Annotated in this window: 18 protein-coding genes and 1 pseudogene; 13 read left to right on the top strand and 6 right to left on the bottom strand. The window is 72.3% G+C overall.

What is annotated here, in order from left to right; all coding sequences use genetic code 11:
• The first annotated feature begins 171 nt into the window (after window positions 1–171).
• The 3 genes from ABGB18_RS14600 (at window position 172) to ABGB18_RS14590 (ending at window position 4,669) form a co-directional block, all read left to right on the top strand.
• A complete protein-coding gene (locus ABGB18_RS14600) occupies window positions 172–1,551 on the top strand; it encodes a xylan 1,4-beta-xylosidase (protein ID WP_347696014.1) in 1,380 nt (459 codons plus the stop codon).
• Window positions 1,552–1,725: 174 nt separating this feature from the next.
• A complete protein-coding gene (locus ABGB18_RS14595) occupies window positions 1,726–2,427 on the top strand; it encodes a TetR/AcrR family transcriptional regulator (RefSeq protein ID WP_347696013.1) in 702 nt (233 codons plus the stop codon).
• Window positions 2,428–2,578: 151 nt separating this feature from the next.
• The gene (locus tag ABGB18_RS14590) at window positions 2,579–4,669 is read left to right on the top strand and encodes a SpoIIE family protein phosphatase (RefSeq protein ID WP_347696012.1); all 2,091 of its coding nucleotides are present in this window, start codon (window positions 2,579–2,581) and stop codon (window positions 4,667–4,669) included.
• Between the two features lie 37 nt (window positions 4,670–4,706).
• On the opposite strand, the gene ABGB18_RS14585 is transcribed toward ABGB18_RS14590, so the two are convergent.
• Window positions 4,707–5,072, bottom strand: coding sequence for a hypothetical protein (locus tag ABGB18_RS14585; RefSeq protein ID WP_347696011.1), 366 nt, complete (start codon window positions 5,070–5,072; stop codon window positions 4,707–4,709).
• Window positions 5,073–5,210: 138 nt separating this feature from the next.
• Here ABGB18_RS14585 and ABGB18_RS14580 point away from each other — a divergent pair, with 138 nt between their 5' ends.
• From ABGB18_RS14580 to ABGB18_RS14565, 4 genes are read left to right on the top strand one after another with little or no spacing between them, the layout of a single operon-like run.
• Complete coding sequence (locus ABGB18_RS14580; RefSeq protein WP_347696236.1) at window positions 5,211–7,196, top strand: serine/threonine-protein kinase; 1,986 nt, start codon at window positions 5,211–5,213, stop codon at window positions 7,194–7,196.
• On the top strand, window positions 7,193–7,978 hold the full coding sequence (locus ABGB18_RS14575) for an FHA domain-containing protein (RefSeq protein ID WP_347696010.1): 786 nt from the start codon (window positions 7,193–7,195) through the stop codon (window positions 7,976–7,978). Before ABGB18_RS14580 ends, ABGB18_RS14575 begins: the two co-directional genes overlap by 4 nt.
• Before the next feature lie 22 nt (window positions 7,979–8,000).
• Window positions 8,001–8,318 carry a hypothetical protein gene (locus tag ABGB18_RS14570; protein ID WP_347696009.1) on the top strand — a complete coding sequence of 106 codons (318 nt, stop codon included), beginning with the start codon at window positions 8,001–8,003 and terminating at the stop codon, window positions 8,316–8,318.
• A 10-nt stretch (window positions 8,319–8,328) separates the two neighbouring features.
• A complete protein-coding gene (locus ABGB18_RS14565) occupies window positions 8,329–9,453 on the top strand; it encodes a DUF418 domain-containing protein (protein ID WP_347696008.1) in 1,125 nt (374 codons plus the stop codon).
• Here the strand turns inward: ABGB18_RS14565 and ABGB18_RS14560 are convergent.
• Window positions 9,352–9,951, bottom strand: a pseudogene (locus ABGB18_RS14560) (carboxylesterase family protein); the annotation flags it as partial. The gene ABGB18_RS14565 and the pseudogene ABGB18_RS14560 overlap by 102 nt on opposite strands.
• A gap of 185 nt (window positions 9,952–10,136) precedes the next feature.
• On the opposite strand from ABGB18_RS14560, the gene ABGB18_RS14555 reads away from it, so the two are divergent.
• Both ABGB18_RS14555 and ABGB18_RS14550 read left to right on the top strand, forming a co-directional pair.
• A complete protein-coding gene (locus ABGB18_RS14555; RefSeq protein WP_347696007.1) occupies window positions 10,137–11,126 on the top strand; it encodes a class I mannose-6-phosphate isomerase in 990 nt (329 codons plus the stop codon).
• A 230-nt stretch (window positions 11,127–11,356) separates the two neighbouring features.
• The gene (locus tag ABGB18_RS14550) at window positions 11,357–12,421 is read left to right on the top strand and encodes a hypothetical protein (RefSeq protein ID WP_347696006.1); all 1,065 of its coding nucleotides are present in this window, start codon (window positions 11,357–11,359) and stop codon (window positions 12,419–12,421) included.
• Window positions 12,422–12,470: 49 nt separating this feature from the next.
• On the opposite strand, the gene ABGB18_RS14545 is transcribed toward ABGB18_RS14550, so the two are convergent.
• From ABGB18_RS14545 to ABGB18_RS14535, 3 genes are all read right to left on the bottom strand, one after another.
• On the bottom strand, window positions 12,471–13,838 hold the full coding sequence (locus tag ABGB18_RS14545; RefSeq protein ID WP_347696005.1) for an ATP-binding protein: 1,368 nt from the start codon (window positions 13,836–13,838) through the stop codon (window positions 12,471–12,473).
• A gap of 108 nt (window positions 13,839–13,946) precedes the next feature.
• A complete protein-coding gene (locus tag ABGB18_RS14540; protein ID WP_347696004.1) occupies window positions 13,947–14,783 on the bottom strand; it encodes an SDR family oxidoreductase in 837 nt (278 codons plus the stop codon).
• 69 nt (window positions 14,784–14,852) lie between these two features.
• Entirely contained in the window at window positions 14,853–15,239 is a 387-nt protein-coding gene (locus ABGB18_RS14535; RefSeq protein WP_347696003.1) for a VOC family protein, read from the bottom strand.
• A 166-nt stretch (window positions 15,240–15,405) separates the two neighbouring features.
• Here ABGB18_RS14535 and ABGB18_RS14530 point away from each other — a divergent pair, with 166 nt between their 5' ends.
• From ABGB18_RS14530 to ABGB18_RS14515, 4 genes are all read left to right on the top strand, one after another.
• Window positions 15,406–15,666, top strand: coding sequence for an SAV_915 family protein (locus ABGB18_RS14530; RefSeq protein WP_347696002.1), 261 nt, complete (start codon window positions 15,406–15,408; stop codon window positions 15,664–15,666).
• Window positions 15,666–16,985, top strand: coding sequence for a diaminopimelate decarboxylase (gene lysA, locus ABGB18_RS14525; RefSeq protein ID WP_347696001.1), 1,320 nt, complete (start codon window positions 15,666–15,668; stop codon window positions 16,983–16,985). The genes ABGB18_RS14530 and lysA overlap by 1 nt, the downstream gene beginning before the upstream one ends.
• A gap of 122 nt (window positions 16,986–17,107) precedes the next feature.
• The gene (locus ABGB18_RS14520; RefSeq protein ID WP_347696000.1) at window positions 17,108–17,641 is read left to right on the top strand and encodes a hypothetical protein; all 534 of its coding nucleotides are present in this window, start codon (window positions 17,108–17,110) and stop codon (window positions 17,639–17,641) included.
• Window positions 17,634–19,022, top strand: a complete 1,389-nt coding sequence (locus ABGB18_RS14515) for an SRPBCC family protein (RefSeq protein ID WP_347695999.1) — start codon at window positions 17,634–17,636, stop codon at window positions 19,020–19,022. Before ABGB18_RS14520 ends, ABGB18_RS14515 begins: the two co-directional genes overlap by 8 nt.
• 6 nt (window positions 19,023–19,028) lie before the next feature.
• On the opposite strand, the gene ABGB18_RS14510 is transcribed toward ABGB18_RS14515, so the two are convergent.
• Window positions 19,029–20,378 carry a HAMP domain-containing sensor histidine kinase gene (locus ABGB18_RS14510; RefSeq protein ID WP_347695998.1) on the bottom strand — a complete coding sequence of 450 codons (1,350 nt, stop codon included), beginning with the start codon at window positions 20,376–20,378 and terminating at the stop codon, window positions 19,029–19,031.
• Window positions 20,379–20,465 lie beyond the last annotated feature (87 nt).

The following is a 20,465-nucleotide window of genomic DNA, read 5'->3' as shown; positions in this document are numbered from 1 at the left end:
TCACATCCGTACGGCCCCCGCGAACGAACGGTCTCAAGGGTGAGTCAAGGCTTATCCGCGCTTCGGACGATAACGATTGGCTGTGAAACATTGCTCCCCGTGTGACCCTTTCAGTCCGCGCATGGAACGCTACTGACGGCATGAGGCCGGCAAGGATCAGGTGAGATTTGGGTGGGATCGACTAACGGGCGCTCGAAGCGACGGCGGCTCGGCCGGCTGACGGCCTCGGCGGCGGCGGTCGCCGCCATGGTGCTGGCCATGGCGAGCTGCGGAAACGTCGGCGCGGAGGAGCCGGAGACGCCCCCGCGGACCTCGGCGGCGCCGCAATCCGCGGCCAGGAGCGAGCTGGTCAGGCCGCCGGAGGTGGAGCCCGGCTGGCCGCGATGGGGTTTCACGCACACGGGGACCAGCGCGAACAACATCACCGAGCGGTTCGAGCACGACGTGGCGGATTCACTGGCACGCACGCCGATGCTGCAGAACCAGCACATCATGGGGTTCGGCGCGCTCAATCCGGAGCCGTACCGGGGACGGTTCTTCTGGGAGGACCTCGACAGCCGGCTGAACCTCATGCAGGAGTCCGACGCCACCGCGGTCATCACGCTCTGCTGCGCGCCCGACTGGATGAAGGGCGGGCCCGAGGGCGAGACCGAGGATTCGGCGTGGGACGAGCACCTGGAGGACGCCCCCTATCCCGAGCACTTCGACGACTTCGCCCGGCTGGCGGCCGAGGTGGCCACAAAGTACCAGGACGTCAAGTACTTCATGGTGTGGAACGAGTTCAAGGGCTTCTGGAAGGACCACTCCAAGCCCGCGGACTACAAGGGCTACACGCAGATGTACAACAAGGTGTACGAGGCGGTGAAAAAGGCCCGGCCGGACGCCCAGGTCGGCGGCCCGTACATCGGGTTCGACAGCAACCAGAACGGTGAGTCCGAGCTGCGCGGCCCGTGGGGGGTGGTCAACCAGAACGTCCTCGACGCCTTCGAGTACTGGTTCAAGCACAAGAAGGGCGCCGACTTCGTCGTGGTCGACGGCGCCTCGCCGACCGACGCGCACGAGTTGCTGCCGGACGAGTTCGGAGCGCTGCAGAAGTTCTCCGACGTGACCAAGTGGCTGCGTAACAAGGTCGGCGACCTGCCGGTGTGGTGGTCGGAATACTACTTCGAGCCCGAGGACGGCACCACCCAGTGGTCCGCGGAGAAGATCTTGGCGGTCCAGGCCGCCGCGATGATGGAGTTCGCCAAGAGCGGCGCCGCCACCGCGTTGTACTGGAACCCGCAGGAGAAGGAGGGTCCCTGCCCCGGCTGCATGTGGGATCAGCAGACCGGTGGGCCCACGGCGACGGGCGAGCTGATCGCCAGCTTCACCCGCTGGTTCCCCGCCGACGCGCGAATCGAGGCGGTCACCTCCTCCGACCCGAGGGTGCGGGTGCTGGCCCAGCCCGAGCAGCTTCTCCTGGTCAACACCTCCGACTCCGCGGTGACCACGTCCGTGGACGGCGAGGACTTCCAGCTCCAGCCGTACGAGATCAGGTGGAGCGACCGGTAGCGGGGAGCAGGCGACCGGGGACGGAACCCCAGGGTGATCCCTGGGCCGCCCCGGTGCCCGCGCCGCCGCGCCGAGGCGGCTCGTTCCGGCTCCGGTCCGGGCAGAGGTTACTTTTACCCGTGCTTGTCGATCAAGTCGCGGGCCCGGCAACGGGTCCGCTCTAGGGTCGCGTGCATGGACTCTCCAGAAGCGGGCGTGGACTCTCCGGGGGACGGCGAGCGGGCGCGGATCCTGCGGGCGGCGATCAAATTGTTCGCCGCGCTCGGCTACGACAGCACCGCGATCCAGCAGATCGCCGAGGCCGCCGGGGTGGAGACGAAGAACGTCGGCGAGCATTTCCCGACCAAGCGGGAGCTCTACCTGGCGGTCATGCGGGAGGTCCACAACGTCCAGTCCGCCGATGTCATGGCGTGGGCCGACGGCCTGCGGGCCGCGCCGCCCGAGGAGAAGGCGGCCGCCCTGCGACGGCTCCTGGACGGCTATCTCGACCTGTGCCTGCGCCACCCCGAGATCCCGATGTTGTGGACGCACCGCTGGATGGCCGACGCCAGCGACATCGGCCTGGACACGGTCGACGTGCAGCCGATGACGCCGCACATCATCGACAGGATCGCCGCCGTGACGGAGCCGGCGGGCATCGACCCGCAGTTCACCACGTACACGATCATCTGGTGCATCCACGGGTTCGTGCTCAGCGGGGTGCTGGACCCGGCGGCGCAGCGGCATGGCACGGACGATCCGTACACGTTGGAGCGTTTTCGCGAACACATGTACGAGCTGCTTGTCCGGGCCGCCGGGCTGCCCAGGCCGGGGGCGCAGAGCACTGGCCAAGGCACGCACGGCGCCGGCTCGAGGAACCCCGAACCGAGCCCCTAAACCGCCTCTGCGCTGACGCAATCGTCAACAACCCGTTACGATCACACGTGTATTCTGCCCGTATGTGGAGTTTTGGGCGGATTATCCGCTCACGGCTCGTGAGCGGGGCAGGCTGAGGCAGGTGCGGGGGCACGCCGTCTCGGCCCCTGGCGTGGCGACCCATTCGCCCCGTCTCGACGATCTGCTGGCCGAGGCCGTCAGCGGCACCGGGGCCCACATCGGCGCCGCCTACCTGCTGGCCGAGGACGGCCGGGTGCTGCTCATGGACGCGGCCCTGGGCCTGCCGGCGGCGCTGGCCAGGGCGCTGTCCAGGATCAGGACGAACGACCCCGTGCCGATCGCCGCGGCAGTGCGAGAACAGCGGCTGATCTGGCTGTCCTGCCGGGAGCAGCTGGCCCGCTCGTTCCCGGTGGCGGCGCTGACCATGCCCTACCACTTCGCCGTGGCGGCCGTCCCGATCCGCTGCGGCGGCGCCGTCCGCGGCGGGTTCCTGTTGCTGTGGCCGGCCGGGCACATGGCGCGGCTGAGCCCGCGCAAGCTCGGCGTCATCGAGGACGTCTGCGCCCGCGCGGGCGACACGCTCCGGCGGGCCACCGAACGAGGCCGGCCGATCCTCCCCGAGCCGCGCCCGCGGATCCTGGACCCGCGCTCGGTGCGCCCGGCGGACCCGCGGGCTGACCTGGTCGCGCTCGACTGCCTCAACCGGCTGCCGGAGGGCTTCTGCGTGCTCGACGCCGACGGGCGCGTGACGCTGGTCACCGCGCCGGCCGCCGACCTGCTGCGGAGCCGCCCGGCCGAGCTGGTCGGCGCGCGCCCGTGGGAGCGGCTGCCGTGGCTGGGCGACCCGGCGTTCGAGGACCGCTTCCGGGCCGCCGTCGTCGGGCGCCAGGTCACCCGTTACACGGCCCGCGGCCCCGCGGGGAGGCGGCTGTCGTTCCAGCTCTACCCCGGCCTGTCGGGCGTCACCGTGCGCGTCGCCGCGGAGGACGGCCCCGGCGGCCACGCGCCCGAGGGCGGCACCGACCGGCGGCCACAGGTGCTCGCGCTGCACGAGATGCTGCACCTGGCGACCACGCTCGCGCGGGCGGTGTCGGCGCAGGAGGTGATCGACCTCGTCGCCGACCACGTCATGCCCGTCTATGACGTACAGGCCCTGGCCATCCTCACCGCCAAGGGCGGCCGGACGCGGGTGGCGGCCGCCCGCGGCTACAGCCGGCAGGCCGTGGACGACTTCGAAGGCCGCCCGGTGATCCCGCCGGTGCCCGGCGGGCAGCCCTTCGACCACGGCGGGCCGGAGTTCTTCGGGTCCTGGGAGGAGTTGCGGCGGGCCTACCCGGAGGTGGTCCGCTCCGACGGCATGTCGGCGTGGGCGTTCCTGCCGCTGGTCACCTCACACCATGCCGCCATCGGTACCTGCGTGCTCGCGCACGACCGCCCTCACCGGTTCGGGCCGGAGGAGCGCGCGACGCTGACGGCGCTCGCCGGGCTGATCGCCCAGGCGTTCGAGCGCGCCCGGCTGTACGACGTCACGCACCAGCTCGCCAAGTGCCTGCAGTCGAGCCTGCTGCCGCGTACGCTGCCCGAGATCCCCGGCCTGGAGCTGGCCGCCCGGTACGTGCCCGCCACCCCCGGCATGGACATCGGCGGCGACTTCTACGACCTCATCCGCCTGGACGACGCCGTGGCCGCGGCCGTCATCGGCGACGTGCAGGGCCACGACATGACCGCGGCGGCCCTCATGGGCCAGGTGCGTACCGCCATCCGCGCCCACGCCACCGCGGGGGCCAGCCCCGGCGAGGTGCTCGCGCACACCAACCGGCTGCTCACCGAGCTGGCTCCCGACAGGTTCACCAGTTGCCTGTATCTCAGCCTCGACCTGCGCGCCCACACCGCGTGCCTGGCCAGCGCCGGCCACCTGCCACCTCTGCTGAGCCGGCTCGACGCGCCCGCTCGGGTCGTCGAGTCCACTCCCGGCCTGCTGCTCGGCATCGACCCCGGGGCCGAGTACACCACCACCGAGCTGGCCCTGCCGCCCGGCTCCGTGCTGGCCCTCTACACCGACGGCCTCATCGAGGAGCCTGGCCGGGACCTGGGTGAGGCCATCGCGAAACTGGCCGAGCTCTTCGCCCCCTGCCCCGGCCTGCCCCTGTCCGACGTGCTGGACTCGCTCATCGAGCCGGCCGCCATCGAGCGGCGCACGGACGACATCGCGGTGCTCCTCCTGCGCGACGCGACCGCGTAGCGCGCCTTCACGGACCTCAGAGCCTTCCGGCGGGCGCTCAGCGGACGGGTGCCAGCCGGAGCACCGCCTTGCCGGACGACAATCCGGCCACGCGTACGCCGATGCCGTTGACCGACCCGGAGGTGCCCTTGCCGAGCCGCGCCTGCGACATCACGCCCGGCCCGGTGCCCTTCACGAGCACGCTCTGCCCGGTGAAACTGATGGCCAGCCGGGTGATGCCGAACTTGGAGCTCACCCGGAACGTGACCCGTTTGGTCAGTGTCAGGTTGCATTTGCCGTCGTAGCAGGCGCGCAGGTTGGGCGCGGCCACGGCGGCCTTCATGGTCACCGGCGCCTGGGTCACGGGCGCCAGACCGCCGGCGAGGGACGCGGCGATCATCAACGTGGCGGCGACGGGGGGCATGATCCTCCTCGGTAAAGTGGCCGGAATGCCGTTAACCGGTTAGTGTGCACCGATCCGTCGGGACCGGTCCCCTGTGATCATGCCACGGAAACGCTGCGTGTTCGATACCTCACTCGATAGGTTCGATTCGTGCGCAACATGGTCAAGGGCGTCGCGGTGCGCCCCGGGACGACGATCGACAGGCGCTACCGGCTCACCAGGAGACTGGCGCGCGGGCAGACGGGCGAGGTCTGGCTGGCACGCGACCGGGAGCTGGGCAGGGACGTCGTGCTCAAAAGGCTGGCGGACGGCGACGGCGGCACGTTCGACCGGTTGTGGGCCGAGGCGCGGGCGCTGGCGCGGTTCAGCCACGCGCACGTCGTCACCCTCTACCACGCGGTCCGCGTGGGCCGGGGCCGCCGGGCCACCTCCTGGCTGGTGATGGAGTACGTGCCGGGCGGCAGCCTGGAGGGCCGGCCCCCGATGTCCCCCGGGCTGGCGGCGCGGATCGGTGCGCAGATCGCCGGCGCGGTGGCCGCCCTGCACGCCGAGGGCATCGTGCACTGCGACATCAAGCCGGGCAACGTCGTCGTGACCGCCGACGGCACGGCCAAGCTGGCCGACTTCGGGGCCGCCTACCGGGTCGGCGGCGTGGCGACGATCACCCCCAACAGCGCGATCGGCTACACCCCCGACTACGCGGCGCCCGAGGTCGTCCGGGGGCAGCCGGAGAAGCGGTCGGACGTGTTCTCGCTGGCGGCCATGGTGTACACGCTGGTCGCCGGCCGGCCGCCGCGCCGGGGCACGTCGGGCGCGGACTCCTACAACGTGAGGTGGGAGGCGGCCAGGGCCGAGATCGTACTGGAGGCCGAGCTGGGGCCGCTGGCCGACGTGCTGCGGCCGATGCTGAGCCGCGACCCGGACGAGCGGCCGGGCGCGGCCGAGGCGCGGCTGCGGCTGGAGGCGGTCGCCGGGGCGCCCGAGCCGATCCCCGAACCGGACCCGGCCGGGGACGGCAGGGACGAGCACGGCCCGGGATGGCGGTTCGTCCGGCGGCCGGTGCTGGGCTCGCTCCCGGGTCCGTTCCTGGGCCCGGTCCCGGTGGTGGGCCTGGTCGCCTTGGCGGCGGCGCTGGCGCTGGCGCTCGCCGTGCCGTCCGTGATGTCGGGCTGGGACGGCCCCACGCCGACCGTCGCCGTGGAGCGGCCCACGCCGACCCCCGGCGGCGGCCGGCCCGCGCCGCCGCCCAGCCTGCTCGGCGACCCGCGTACGGCCGACCCGTGCGCGCTGCTCGAACCCGCCTCGCTGGGCCGCTTCGGCAGGACGGAGCTGGACGTCGACTACGGCAACTTCGACCGGTGCGACGTGCTCGTCCATCCCGAGAACGACAGCGTGGTGGACGTCCGGGTGGACTTCAACCACGACCAGCCGCCCGAGCAGGTGGACCCGGCGCACACCACGGGGCGGGTCAGCGTCCTGGAGGATCCGGCGGAGAGCGACGAGTGCATGCGCACGCTGGTGCTGTCCGGTGTGCACGACTCGGTCGTGACGGTCACCGCGAAACGCGACGAACGTGGCAAGGCACCCCTGTGCGAGATCGCCGACCTGGCCACCTCGCGCGCGGTCGAGGTGCTCAACCAGGGCCCGGTCAAGCGGCGCTCGCCCGGTCTCCCCGCCGGGTCGCTGGCCCACCAGGACGCCTGCACGCTGCTGAACGCGAGCGCGCTGGAGATCATCCCCGGCGTGGACGCGGCCGACCCCGACCCCGGCTTCGGCCGCTGGGACTGCGAGTGGGACAGCACCACCAGCGACACCTGGCTGACCCTGCGGTTCGACCGGGGGCAGCCGCCGGACGCCTCGGACGGCACCGCCACCCGGCTGAACGGCTTCCGCGCCGTGATCGAGCCGGCCGGCGAGGGCGACGACACGTGCCTGGTGCAGGTGGTCTACCGCTCCTACTCCGACCAGCACGGGGAGACCGCGGTCGAGACCGTGCGCCTGCTGGTGGGCGGGTCGCGGCCGATGGACCGCCTGTGCCGGATGGCCACCGAGCTCGCCGGCTCGGCCACCGCCGGGCTCGCCCGGGGAAGGGTCCCGGACCCCACCGGGCAGGCTGGAGCCGAACAAGAGGGAGGCGAGCGATGAACGTCCAGGACAGCCTGGCCCGCGGCGTCGCGCCCGCGCCGCCGGGCACGCTGCACGCGCGCACGGTCGCGGGGGGCATCCAGGTCCGGCCGCGCCCGGGGCTGACCGTACGCTTCGGGCGCGGGGAACGGCCCGACGTCCACCTGAGCGTCGGGGAGGACGACCTGTGGGTGAGCCGCCAGCACGGTGAGCTGACCTACCGCAAGCGCCAGTGGTGGCTGCGCAACACCGGCCAGCAACTCCTCCGGCTGCCGCGCGGCCGGCTCATGCACGCGACGACCGAGTCCATCCCGCTGGCGACGGGGTACACGCCGGTGTTCGTCCGGGGCTCCGGCTATCGGGAGCACCTGGTGGAGCTGTACGTGTCGGGCCACGAGCCCCGCACGCCCAACCGGCACGCCGTCACGCTGCCGCCGCGCCGGTGGCCGCTCGACGACGACGAGCGGCTGCTGCTGGTGGTGCTGGGACAGCGTTATCTGCTGTACGAGGACGGCCCCCGTCCCCTGTCGTACCGGCAGGCCGCCGAGCAGCTCGACACCTTGCGGCCGGACGGGCAGTGGCGGGAGCGCAGGATCGAGAACAAGATCGAGGCCGTACGGAAGCGGCTGGACGCGGGCGGGTTCCCGTACCCGCTGGTGCACGACAGGTCGGCGGGCGGGCCGAGCGACAACCTGCTGCACAACCTGCTCAGGGGGTTGGTGGACTCCACCACGCTCGTGCCTCCCGACCTGGACCTGCTGGAGGAGGAGCAGGGCGGAGGGGACGGCATACTGCGGATGTAGAACGTGGCTGGGGAGGAGTGCGATGGCCGGGGTGCCCGACGCCGACCAGCGTGGGCGCGACTACGTGGCCTACGTGGACGGGCTGATCCTGCACCGCCTCCTGGACATCGGGACACCGCCGGCCCTCCGTCCCGGCACCCCGGAGAGCGTGCGGGACCTGCGCGACCGGATCCGCGAACTGCTCGGCGCGATGATCCGCCACACACCGGGGACCGCGGCCGAACCCCAGGTCAGCGGCGACCACCCCGGGGACCCGATACCAAAGATGCGCGGCCGTACATCTTCTTATGTAGCGCTGTTTCGGTCCCGGGGACGAGCTTGGGGCGGGGCGGCGCCGTGAAGCTTGAAAGGTGACGAAACGCATCGACGCCCTGGACGTCCTCCGCGGCGTGGCGATCATGGGCACGCTGGGCACCAACATCTGGATCTTCACCGACCCCGGCGGGCCGGCGAACTTCCTGGGCAGCGACCCGAACGTGGCCGAGACGTTCCTGCGGTTCCTGTCGAACGGCAAGTTCCTGGGTCTGCTGACCCTGCTGTTCGGCGTCGGGCTCGAACTGCAGTATCGCAGCGCGGTACGCCGGGGCCTGACGTGGCCGGGCCGGTATCTGTGGCGGGCGGCGCTGCTGTTCGCCGAGGGCGCGCTGCACTACATCCTGATCTTCGAGTTCGACGTGCTCATGGGGTACGCCATCACGTCCATGCTCGTCGCGTACCTGATCGGCCGGAGCGACCGCGCGATCAGGGCCTGGATGATCACCGCGGGGACGCTGCACGTGTTCCTGGTGAGCGTGCTGACCGCGGCCCTGCTGTTCGGCGGCGGCGGGATCGCCGGCACCGCGACCACCCTCTACAGCCAGGGCAGCTGGCCCGAGCAGGTCGCCGCCCGGCTCCGGGACCTGCCCGTCTACCGGTCGGAGCTGATCTTCATCATCCCCATGGGGATCGTGCTGTTCCTGGCCGGCGCCCGGCTGCTGCGCGCGGGCGTCTTCGAGGAGCGCGGCGCGCGCCTGCGCGGGCGGCTGGTGGTGGCCGGGCTCGGCGTCGCCGCGCCGCTGAACCTGGTGACCTCCTTCGCGGGCCCCGCCTGGTTCGCCGTCGACCGCTACATCCTGCCGCCCCTGGTCGCCCTGGGCCTGCTGGGGCTGGTCACCTCGATCGTGCTGGGCCTGCGCGGCGCGCCCGGCGTGGCCCGTACGGCCCTGGGCAGGGTCGGCCGCACGGCACTGTCCTGCTACGTCCTGCAGAACCTGGTGGCGAGCGCGCTCTGCTACGGCTGGGGCCTCGGCCTGGCCGCCCGGCTCGACTGGCTGCGCCCCTGGTGGGTGCCGGTGGCCTGGGCCGGGATCTGTCTGCTGTTCATGATCCTCGCGTCACTGTGGCTGCGCCGCCACGAGCGCGGACCGCTGGAACTGGCCTGGCAGTGGGCCTACCAGGCGCCCTGGCGCAAACGCGCGACCAGCCCGGTCGCCTAGCGAAGGGCGCTCAGCCCGCGAGGGCCCCCCGCGGACAACGAGGGTGGCGCTCTCGTCCCTGGTCGTGCCGATCAGCATCGGCAGGTCCGGCGGGGCCAGCAGGTCGTCCGCCAGGCCGTCGGCGGCGACGAGCTGGAACGGCGGGCTCACGTCGAGCGGCCGCTGCCGCCGCCGGGCCACGTCGAGCTGGGCGGCCAGCAGGTCGGGCACGGGGCACGATCGCAACCGCTCCTGATGCGCCCGGTCGAGCCCCGCGGCCTCCAGGTAGAGCTCGCCGATCTCGGCCGCCTCCACCGGGTCGTACGGCCGCAGCCCCGTCGGCGCGCTCTCCAGGATGACCTGCTGGAACAGGTCATGGCCCGCGGGGTGGGCGAGGATCGCGAGGGCGGACTGCGCCCCGCCGGACTGCCCGGCCAGCGTCACCCGTGCCGGATCGCCACCGAAGGCGGCGATGTTCTCCCGTACCCAGCGCAGGGCCGCCATCTGGTCGAGCAGGCCCGGGAGGTGCCTGCCGTGGCCGGGCCCATGTCCGCACGCGGCAAAGAAGGCGCAGGTCACCGACCCGGCCGCCCCCGCCCGGGCTCGTCCATGCACGCCATCACCGACGCCCTTGAGATGCCCACCGGTCCGGCACGCCGCGCGCCGGTACGGCCCACGGCCCCCACAGCGGTTTGATAGAGGACATGCACCCTTTGCTCCTTGGTCCGAACCAGCCGCCCGAGCGCTTCTACCTGGGAGGCGACAAGATCTCCCGATTCCGCGGCCTGGAAAGCGCCGGGCCGCGGACGCCGGAGGACTGGATCGCGTCGGTGACGACTCTCTTCGGCGAGGAGACCCTCGGCCTGACCCGGCTGCCCGACCGGGAGTGGCTGGCGACCGCCATCGCCCGCGACCCGCTCGCCTGGCTGGGCCCGCGGCACGCCGGCCGCTTCGGCGACGACCCTTTGCTGCTGGTGAAGCTGCTCGACGCCGGGCAGCGCCTGCCCGTGCACAGCCATCCGGGCGGCGATTTCGCCCGGCGCCACCTGGGGCGGCCGCACGGCAAGGCAGAGGCGTGGCTGATCCTCGAGGGCGGCCCGATCCATCTGGGCTTCCGAGCCGGCCTCGACCGCCCGACACTGGACCAGTGGGTAGGCGACCAGGACGTCGGCACCATGCTCGCCGCCCTGAACACGGTCGAGGTGTCCCCCGGCGACACGGTCTTCGTGCCGGCCGGGGTGCCGCACGCGATCGGGGCCGGGGTCTTCGTCATCGAACTTCAGGAGCCCGAGGACCTGTCCGTGCTGATGGAGTGGACCGGCTTCGCCGTGGACGGGCCGGCCCTGGGGCATCTCGGCCTCGGCTTCGACCTCGCGCTGAGCTCCGTGGACCGCACCGCCAGAGACGTCGAGCCGCTGATCCGGCGGGGGGCCATGACCGTGCCCGGGAGCGTGCTGGCGCCGGAGGCGGATCCGTTCTTCCGTGCGGAGCTCGTCCGGGTGGCCGGGGAGGCGGTGCTCGAACCGGGATACAGCGTGCTCGTCGTGACCAGCGGCGACGGGACCCTCGCCGGCGCCGGCCAGGACCCGCTCCCCCTCCACGCCGGCGCCACCGTCCTGGTGCCGCACGCCGCCGGCCCCCTCACCCTGATCGGGCACATGGACCTGGTGAGGTGCCTGCCTCCAGCGGCCTGACACCGGATCTCGTCCCAGGGCGGCGGGCGGCATGCCGGTCAGGCCCCCGGCGGGGCGGCGGCGCTCGGATCGGTCGGTGGCGGCGCCGGTCATATCGACACGGCGCTCATCCTGCTCGCGACCGGCGCCACGTCTTCCGATTGGGGCCGGTGGGGTGGATGGGACGCGTTCGCCTGGAGGACGGGCGGCGTTCACAGGCGCGCCCGAAACACCCCATAAGATTGTAGTTCATGGCTTTTAACGACATTTCCCCCAACAGGAATCGTGGTCTGACCCGGCGCTCCCTCCTGGCCGGCGCGCTGTCCGGAGCCGGGCTCGCCGTGGTGGGCGGCACCGCGGCGCACGCCGCGGGACGGCCGAGCAGCAGGCGACGCGTGCTGGTCGCCACCAACGAGCCCTGGGGCACCTACCACGCGGCCCCGCTCCTGCCGGAGGCGCGCCGCCAGGGGTGGGAGGTCGTGCAGTTGGTGCCCGACCGGTCGCAGATCAAGCCGGACGACCCGGTCAAGGTCGCGACGCCCGACGAGATCCCGGCGGCCGACCTGCTCGTGGTGACGGGCGCCGGGGACTGGCCCGCCGACTGCGCCGCCCGGCTGCGCGACCTGCCGCTGGTCGCCAGCTCGCTCGCGTACCAGTTGCCGCAGGAGGCGCCGCGGGCGAGGGAGTTCCGCGACCGGCTGCGGGCGATCACCGCCTCGTCACCCGCTGAGGCGAAGGTGTTCGACGACTACCTGGGCACGCGCCGCCGGATCGAGGTGGTGGGCACGCCGCAGACGGACGATCTGCCCCGCTACCGGCCGGAGGCGGGGACCGTACTGGTGCTCACCAGCGTGACCAAGGACGACGAGACGGGTGGTTCGGCTCCCGGCACGCAGTTGCTGCTGGACTCGGCCGAGCGGCTCGCGGCGGCGGGCAAGCACATCCTGGTCGGGCTGCACCCGCGCGAGGACCGCTCGCTGTGGGAGCGGTACGAGATCAGCGCCGTCCCCTCGGTCCAGGCGTCGGCGCGGGCCGAGTCCGCCATCGGCATCCCGGGCACGGTCTTCCCCGTCGTGGCGGCGATGGGCGTGCCGCTGGTGGGCTGCACCGACCCGGCCCTGCAGATCCCCGACTACCTGCTGAGCGTCTGCACGCACACCATCACGAAGGCGGACGACGCGGTGACGGCGGTGGAGACGGCCGAGCCCGTCTCGCGCAAGGTGCTCTACGAGGCGGTCGGCCCGGTGGGCGGCTCGGCCAAGCGGCTGTTCAAGGTGTGGCGGAAGGCCGGGCACTCGGCGCACGCCGCGGCCTGACCTGCCCGAACAGGCCCCCAGCGGGACGAGGGGCCGGGGCCGCCGGCTGTCACTCGTGGTCGGCGGCCGGCTGCGCGAGCGGGAGGCGCAGCACGAACCTGGCGCCCCGCTGGGACTCCTCGGCGCGCAGAGTCCCGTGGTGGGCGTGCGCGATGGCGCGGCAGATGGCCAGGCCCAGCCCGCTGCCGCCGGGATCGCGTTCCCGGCCGTCCCGGAGCCGTACGAAGGGTTCGAACACCCGCTCCCGGTCCTCGGGCGCGATCCCGCCCCCGTCGTCGGTCACGGTGAGCACGGCGTACCCGCCCGAGCGCACCACGCCGACCTCGACCCGGGTACAGGCGTGCCGCTGCGCGTTGACCAGCAGGTTCGTCAGCAGCTCGGCCAGCTGGACGCGGCTGCCGAGGACCCGCAGGCCGTGCTGCACCCGCACCCGCGTCGCCAGGCCCGTTCTGAGGCCGCTCACCTCGTCGCGTACCAGGGCGCTCAGGTCGACCGGCTCGGGACGGTGCGGGGAGGTCGTGGTGATGCGGGCGAGCAGCAGCATCTCGTCGATGATGGCCTCGGCGCGCTCCAGCGTGGCCAGCGCGTCCCGCATGACCTCGTACGGGTCCGCGTCGGGATATCTCAGCGCCTCCTCCAGCCGGGCGCGCAGGCCGGTCAGCGGCGTACGCAGCTCGTGCGAGACCATCGAGCTGTAGCGCCGCTGGAGCTCCACGGCCTCCTGCAGGCGCGCCAGGGTCCTGTTGGCGGTACGCGCGAGCCGGGCGACGGCGTCCCGGCCCGGCGGCGCCGGGATCCGCCGGCCCAGATCGCTCACCGTGATCTCGGCCATCCTGGCGCGCATCGCCTCCACCGGCCGCAACGTCCGGCTGACGAGCATCGAGGTCACCCACGTCATCAGGGCGGTGACGCCCAGCACCCCGGCGGTGACCGAGAACTCCAGGCCCGGCGCGTCCAGGATGGCCGGGCGGGTCCTGCCCGCGTACACGACGTGGGTGTCGCCGCCCCACAGCAGTTCCTCCTCCTGCGGCGAGGGCCTGCTGGCGGTGAGCATGACGCACTCGCCCGCCGCGCACTCGGTGCCGTTCGTGGTCCGGTCGCGCGAGGAGGGCCACAGCGTGCTCAGCCGCGGCCGCCCGGCGGCGGCTCCGCTGGCCGACACCACCCGCCCGCTGGAGTCGACGAGCTGGAGCAGATCCGCCCCTGACGTGGTGTCCGGCATGGCTCGGCCGGTGCTCAACGCCCCGAGGCACTGCGTGGCGGCGTGCTGCGTGCCGCGGAAGACGTTCTGCTCGATCCTGTCACGGACCAGCAGGTCGATGGCGAAGCCGACCACCGAGAGCCCGATCAGCGACAGCAACGCGATCGCCACGATGAGGCGTGCCTGCACGGAGAGCCGGCCAAGACGCAGGGACACCACCCCCCCCGGTGGTCATTCCGGTGGTCGTCAACCCATATCGTGTCAAGAATCAATTCATGCGTGATCAAAGCCCCTGCAATGACTTAGTTGTCCCTTTAACCACCGTCAGGAGTCTTTGCGGTGGGCGGCGACGGAGACCGGCTCCCAGGCCCGCCACGTCGCCAGCCGGCGTTCGTAGTCGGCCACGGCGACGGCGAGCGGGCCGTCGCCGAAGAAGATCCGCAGCGGCGGCTCCTCGGCGTCCACGACCTTGAGGATCGCCTCGCGGGTGGCCTCGGGGTCGCCGGGGTCGCCCACCCGCCTGGCACGCTGCTCGGCTGCCTTGGCCCGGGTCCCTTCGTAGGCGGGCAGCGGGGTGGCGTGCGCGGCCGACGAACCGGCCCAGTCGGTGGTGTACGCGGCGGGCTCCACCAGGGTCACCCGTATGCCGAAATCGGCGACCTCCTGGGACAGCGCCTGGCTGAAGCCCTCCAGCGCCCACTTGGAGGCGTTGTACCAGCCGATGTTGGGGAAGGCGGAGACGCCGCCGATCGAGGAGACCTGGATGATGTGGCCTCCGCCCTGCTCGCGCAGGTACGGCAGCGCCGCCTGGGTCACCCACAGCGCGCCGAACAGGTTCGTGTCGATCTGTGCGCGGGCCTCCTCCTCGGAGAGCTCCTCGATCATGCCGAACTGGCCGTAACCGGCGTTGTTGACCACCACGTCCAGCCAGCCGAACCGCTCGTGGGCGCGGGCGAGGGCGTCGAAGACCGCGGCGCGGTCGGTGACGTCGAGGGGCAGGGGCAGCAGCGCGTCGCCGTACTCGGCGGCCAGGCCGGCCAGCGACTTGGGGTCCCTGGCCGTCGCGGCCACCTTGTCGCCGCGGTCCAGGGCGGCGATGGCCCATTCGCGGCCGAAGCCGCGCGAGGTGCCGGTGATGAACCAGATCTTGTTCGCGCTCATGTGCGTCTCTCCCGGATGCGAGGGTTCGGCGGGCGGGCCCCCGAGCGGCCCGACCTCGACCGTACGGCCTCAGCGCGGGTCGCGGCGTAGGGGGTGGCCGGCCGGCACCTGCACCAGGGCGATGCGGTGGCCGTCCGGGTCGGCGATCCACGACTCGATGAGGCCCCACGGCTCCAGGCGGGCCTCGCGCAGCACCGTGACGCCCGCCTGCCGGAGCCGCTCCTGCTCGGCCGCCGCATCACGGACCTGCAGCCAGAGGGACAGCCCCGCGCCGTCCTTGCCGTCGGACTGCCCGGAGACCTCCAGGAACCCCTGGCCCAGGAAGAACACCACGCCTGGATGGTCGGGCGGCCCGAACTCGCGGTAGACGGCCAGGCCGAGCGTCTCGGCGTAGAAACGGCGGCTGCGGGCGAGATCGTTCGGCCGCAACAACACGCGGCTGCTCAGCACCTCCATGCCGGATCCCTTCCCCTCCTGCCTGGTGACGACGCCCCGCCTGGCCCCCGCTGTCAAGATGGCGTCAGGACTCGGGCCTTCGCCGTCGTGATGCCGTAGCAATCGGCCGCCCGGCCCGGAACCCGGCCTAGCGTGCTTGGTGAGCATCTCTCATCAGGAGGAAGCGATGTTGCAAGCCCCGTTGTACGTCCCGGTCAATCGGGGGGCGTACGCGCAGGTCCTGCGCCTTTTCAGGACCGCTTCGGGCAAGCGGACGGCCGCCGCCTTCACCTCGCCGCTGCGGCTGGCCAGGGTGCTGGGCGCCGACCAGCAGTGGATCCGGCTCAGCGAGCCGGCGCTGCGGCACATGATCGCCGACCTCGACGTCATCGGCGTCGTGATCGACCCCGCGGGCACGATGACCCGGCCGGCCGCGAAGGTCGCGTGATGGACGTCCTGGATCGGGCGCAGGCGCTCGGCGCCCCGTGGGCTCCGTCGATGCGCTCCCTGCCCGACGGCGACGCCGACCTCGCGGGCGTGTCGCTCATGGAGCTCGTCCGCCGCTTCGGCACCCCCGCTTACGTGCTGGACGAGGCCGAGGTCCGCCGGCGCTGCCGCGCCTACCGCGCCGCGCTGCCGAACGCCGACATCATGTACGCGGCCAAGGCGTTCCTGTGCCGGGCCATGGTGAGCTGGGTGCGTTCGGAAGGGCTCGGCCTGGACGTGTGCTCGGGCGGCGAGCTGGCCCTGGCCCTGGCCTCCGGCTTCCCCGCCGGGCGGATCGTCTTCCACGGCAACGCCAAGACGCCGCGCGAGCTGCACGAGGCGGTGGACGCCGGGGTGGGCCGCATCGTGATCGACAACCTGGCGGAGATCAACCACCTGGCGGCGCTCATCCCCGCGGGGCATCGGCAGAAGGTGCTGATCCGGGTGATCCCCGACATCGAGGCCGGTGCGTACGCGGCGATCCGGACCGGTGGGGAGGACCAGAAGTTCGGGCTGTCGATGGCGGGCGGCTCGGCCGCCGAGGCGGTGCACCGGGTGCTGGACCAGCGCGGGCTGGAGCTGGCCGGGCTGCACTGCCATCTCGGCTCGCAGATCTCCGAGGTGGAGCCGTACGAGCTGGCGGCCCGTACGATGGTGGAGCAGCTCGCCCGGATCAGGGAGACCCGCGGCGTGGCGCTGCCGGAGCTGGACCTGGGCGGCGGTCACGGCATCGCCTACCTGCACGGCGAGCACGGCCTCGACCTCGGACGCTTCGCGGCCACGGTGCGCACGACGGTCGAGGAGCGGGCGGTCGGGCTCGGCCTGCCCGTGCCCCGGCTGATCATAGAGCCCGGCCGGGCGATCAGCGGGCCCGCCGGGGTGAGCCTCTACCGGGTGATCGCGGTCAAGCGTGGGATGCGGCGGACGTTCGTGGCCGTGGACGGCGGCATGAGCGACCACCCCCGTACGTCCCTCTATGGCGCCCGCTACGCCACCACCATGATCGGCCGCGTCTCCACGGCGGGGCCGCGCGAGGTGACCGTGGTCGGGCACCACTGTGAGTCCGGCGACACGATCGCCGAGGACGCCCCGCTGCCCGCCGACATCCGGCCAGGCGACGTGCTGGCGGTGGCCGCCACCGGGGCCTACCACCACTCCATGGCCTCGACCTACAACCTCACCTGTCGCCCGCCGGTGGTGGCCGTGGCCGGTGGGCAGGCCCGGCTGGTGGTCAGGCGCGAGGAACAGGACGATCTGATGCGCCGCGATGTCGGCCTGTGACGGGTGGTGAGCCTGGGCTCTTGCTCAATTCCTGTCCACTTTTTATCTAGTTTTAGATTCTTCGTCCCTTTTGCGGGCAGGCCACCGGCAAGTGTCCCCGGCCACGCAGAGGAGCGCGGATCATGTCGAACAAGTGCCGGATAGCCTTGGCCGTCCTCGCCGGGTATTACCTCGGCCGGCGCCGCAAGTTGCGCATGGCCGCGGCCCTGGCGGCGGCCGGGCTGGCCGGCCGCGTACGCATGGGCGAGGGTGGGCTGCTGTCGCAGGGACTCAAGTCTCTCGGCTCCACCCCGGAGATCGAGCAGCTCACCGGCCGCCTCCGCGGCGAACTACTGGAGGTCGGCAAGGCGGCGGCTGTGGCCGCGACCAGCAGGCAGATCGACTCGCTGAGCGACCGGCTGCACGAGCGCGCCGAGGCGCTGCGCGCGCCTGAGGCGCTGAAGGAGCCGCGGCGGGCGGCCCGCCCCAGGAACCACGAGGACGAGTACGACGAGCGCGACCGATACGCGGACCGCGGGGAGGACGAACGCGACGAACGCGACCGATACGCGGAGCGCGAAGAGGACGAACGCGACTCCAGGGAGTCCGGCCGGGCACGGCAACGACCGCGTCCCGTACGGCGAACCGACCCGTCTCGGAGGCGATCAGATGACTGAGGCAGCAAGGTCCGGACAAGTCGGGCGCGCGGTCCGCGGAGCGACGGGCGCGGCCAGGCGAGCGGCCGACACGGGCCGGGACACGGCGGGCCGGGCGGCCCGGGAGGCAGGCCGGGCCCCGGAAGGGGCCAAGCGCGTCGCCAAGGAGGCCGGACGCATCCCCGAACGCACCAAGGAGGCGGCCGGCGGGATCTCGGAGCGGGCCAAGGAGGCCGGCGGCGGGATCTCCGAGAGCGCCAAGGACCTCGGCCGGGGAATCATCGGCAGCCTGCCGACGGACCGGCTCCGGCAGGAGGCGCAGAACCTGCTGCAGGCCGCCGGCGAGCGCGCGCTCGCCCGCGCCGGGGAGAAGATCGAGGGCCTCACCGGCCGGCTGACCGACTACACCGAGAACAGCGGCAAGAGCCTCATCGGGGCGGTGACCGGCTCGGGCAAGCTCGGCGGCGGCATCCGCGGCGGCATGATCGGCGGCGCCATCAAGGGCGGGCTGAAGGGGCTGCTGCGCAAGGCGACCGGCGGCAAGGGCGGCAGCAAGGGCGGGCACGGCAAGGTCACCAACATCGTCGAGACGCTCGACGTCGGCGCGCCCCGCCGCCTGGTGTACAACCAGTGGACCCAGTTCCAGGACTTCCCGACCTTCATGAAGAAGGTGGAGACCGTCAACCAGGAGTCCGACGAGAACCTCGCCTGGAAGGCCCAGATCCTGTGGTCCCACCGGAACTGGAAGGCGCACATCGTCGAGCAGATCCCGGATCAGCGCATCGTCTGGCGGTCCGAGGGCCAGAAGGGCTATGTCGACGGGGCCGTGACGTTCCACGAGCTCACCGACGACCTCACCCGGATCCTGGTGGTGCTGGAGTATCACGCGCAGGGGTTGTTCGAGCGTACCGGGAACCTGTGGCGTGCCCAGGGACGGCGGGTACGGCTGGAGCTCAAGCACTTCAGGCGGCACGTGATGGCACATCTCGTGCTGGACCCCGACAGCGTCGGCGACGGCTGGCGCGGCGAGATCCGCGACGGCGAGGTCGTCAAGGACCACCAGACGGCGATCGCGGAGGAACGGGGCGAGGAGCCCGAGGAGGAGCGGGCCGAGGACGAGGAGCCCGAGGAGGAGCCCGAGGAGGAGCCCGAGGAGGAGCCCGGCCGGGAGCGCGCTGAGGAGGAGCCGGAAGAGGAAGAAGAGGAAGAAGAAGAGCCCGAGCGGAGGCGCGCGGCGGCGGAACCCGAAGAGGACTACGAGGACGAAGAGGACTACGAGGACGAGGAGCCCGAGGGCTACGAGGAAGAGCGCGAGGAGGAGCCACGCGCCCGCCGCCCGATCAGAGCCGAGTCCCGCCAGGCCCCGGAACGGCGCCGCTCCGCACGCCACTCGACCGAATAGCCCGGTCTAACGGCACGAGTCCATCAGCGGGAGCCACAACACGAACTTGGCCCCCCGCTGCGAGTCCGCGACGCGCAGGGTGCCGTGATGGGCGCGGGCGATGTCGCGGGAGATGGCCAGGCCGAGCCCGCTGCCGCCGGGATCGCGGCGGCGCCCGTCGTCGAGGCGGACGAAACGTTCGAAGACCCGCTCGCGGTGCGCGGGCGCGATCCCGGACCCGTCGTCCGCCACCGTGACCGCGACCCCATCGCCGGCCGGCGCGACGGTGACCTCGACGGAGCTCTCGGCGTGCCGCTGGGCGTTGGTCAGCAGGTTGTCCACCACGCGGATCAGCTGCATCCGGGAGCCGCAGATCCGCAGCCCGGCCGGCGCGTGGACCTTCGTCGGAATCGGCCGGTGCTGCGCGTTCACCTCCGCGACGACCAGCTCGCCGACGTCGATCTTCTCCGGGGGCGCCGGGTCGGTGGCCCGGAGGCGGGCGAGCAGCAGGAGGTCGTTGACGATCGCCTCCAGCCGGTCGGTGGTCGCCAGCGCGGTCCGGAGCGTCTCCTGGGTGTCGACGTCGTCGGGATATCGCAGCGCCTCCTCCAGTTGCATGCGCAGCCCGGCGATCGGGGTGCGCAGCTCGTGAGAGGTCGTGGAGGCGAACTGGCGCTGCTCCTCCACCGCGCCCTCCAGTTGGGAGAGCGTGTGATTGGCGGTGGTGGCTAGCTGCGTGATCTCGTCATGCCCGGGCGGCACGGGGACGCGCAGGCTCAGGTCGCTCACGGTGATCTCGGAGATCCGGGCCCTGATGGCCTCGACGGGCCGCAGCGTGCGCCCCACCAGCACCCAGGCCGTCCACGCCGCGACGGCGGTGATCAGGCCGATGCCCGCGACGACGGCGTAGTCCAGGCGGTGGGTGGCCAGCAGGTCGGGCTCCCGGATACCGGCGTAGACGACGCCCGCGTCGGCGTCCGGGGTCAGGCGGATGGCCTCCAGCAATACGCACCGCCCCGGCCCCTCGCACTCCTCGCGCCGCTGGAAGCGGTCGTCGGGCGGGGGGCGGAGCCGGCTGATCGGGACGGTCGCGGAGGCCCTTCTGCTGGACTTCAGGACCTTCTGGTGGGCGTCCACGATCTGGACGAGATCGACAGGCGGATACGCGGGTATCCGGTGGGGCACCACTCCGTTGCGCGCCGCCGCGCTCCACTGACTCGCTACTCGTTCGGCCTGGTCGAAGAGGTTCGACTGGACCCGATAGCGGATGGTGAGATCCACCGTCGCTCCGAGCACGGCCAGGATGATCAATGAGAACCCGGCCGCGACCGCGGTGTAACGCGCACGGATGGAGCGTGGACGTGGAAGTGGTGACACTCCGTCTCCTCCTCATGCGGCTGACCCCCGACTACGGCAGCCGCAGCAATCAACCAGCGTAAGTGGTCAAACGAGCATATTGAGCGC

The organism is Nonomuraea sp. B12E4 (assembly GCF_039871825.1).
In the GTDB taxonomy this organism is placed as follows: domain Bacteria; phylum Actinomycetota; class Actinomycetes; order Streptosporangiales; family Streptosporangiaceae; genus Nonomuraea.
The sequence above is the reverse complement of the archived record's forward strand: the minus strand, read 5'-3'. Positions and strand labels throughout refer to the sequence as shown.

Excerpts from the sequence above, each read along its gene's own strand:
- ABGB18_RS14595 (WP_347696013.1), top strand. The coding sequence starts at position 1,726 with ATGGACTCTCCAGAAGCGGGCGTGGACTCTCCGGGGGACGGCGAGCGG.
- ABGB18_RS14585 (WP_347696011.1), bottom strand. The coding sequence starts at position 5,072 with ATGCCCCCCGTCGCCGCCACGTTGATGATCGCCGCGTCCCTCGCCGGC.
- ABGB18_RS14580 (WP_347696236.1), top strand. The coding sequence starts at position 5,211 with ATGGTCAAGGGCGTCGCGGTGCGCCCCGGGACGACGATCGACAGGCGC.
- ABGB18_RS14575 (WP_347696010.1), top strand. The coding sequence starts at position 7,193 with ATGAACGTCCAGGACAGCCTGGCCCGCGGCGTCGCGCCCGCGCCGCCG.
- ABGB18_RS14570 (WP_347696009.1), top strand. The coding sequence starts at position 8,001 with ATGGCCGGGGTGCCCGACGCCGACCAGCGTGGGCGCGACTACGTGGCC.
- ABGB18_RS14555 (WP_347696007.1), top strand. The coding sequence starts at position 10,137 with ATGCACCCTTTGCTCCTTGGTCCGAACCAGCCGCCCGAGCGCTTCTAC.
- ABGB18_RS14550 (WP_347696006.1), top strand. The coding sequence starts at position 11,357 with ATGGCTTTTAACGACATTTCCCCCAACAGGAATCGTGGTCTGACCCGG.
- ABGB18_RS14540 (WP_347696004.1), bottom strand. The coding sequence starts at position 14,783 with ATGAGCGCGAACAAGATCTGGTTCATCACCGGCACCTCGCGCGGCTTC.
- ABGB18_RS14535 (WP_347696003.1), bottom strand. The coding sequence starts at position 15,239 with ATGGAGGTGCTGAGCAGCCGCGTGTTGTTGCGGCCGAACGATCTCGCC.
- ABGB18_RS14530 (WP_347696002.1), top strand. The coding sequence starts at position 15,406 with ATGTTGCAAGCCCCGTTGTACGTCCCGGTCAATCGGGGGGCGTACGCG.
- lysA (WP_347696001.1), top strand. The coding sequence starts at position 15,666 with ATGGACGTCCTGGATCGGGCGCAGGCGCTCGGCGCCCCGTGGGCTCCG.
- ABGB18_RS14520 (WP_347696000.1), top strand. The coding sequence starts at position 17,108 with ATGTCGAACAAGTGCCGGATAGCCTTGGCCGTCCTCGCCGGGTATTAC.
- ABGB18_RS14515 (WP_347695999.1), top strand. The coding sequence starts at position 17,634 with ATGACTGAGGCAGCAAGGTCCGGACAAGTCGGGCGCGCGGTCCGCGGA.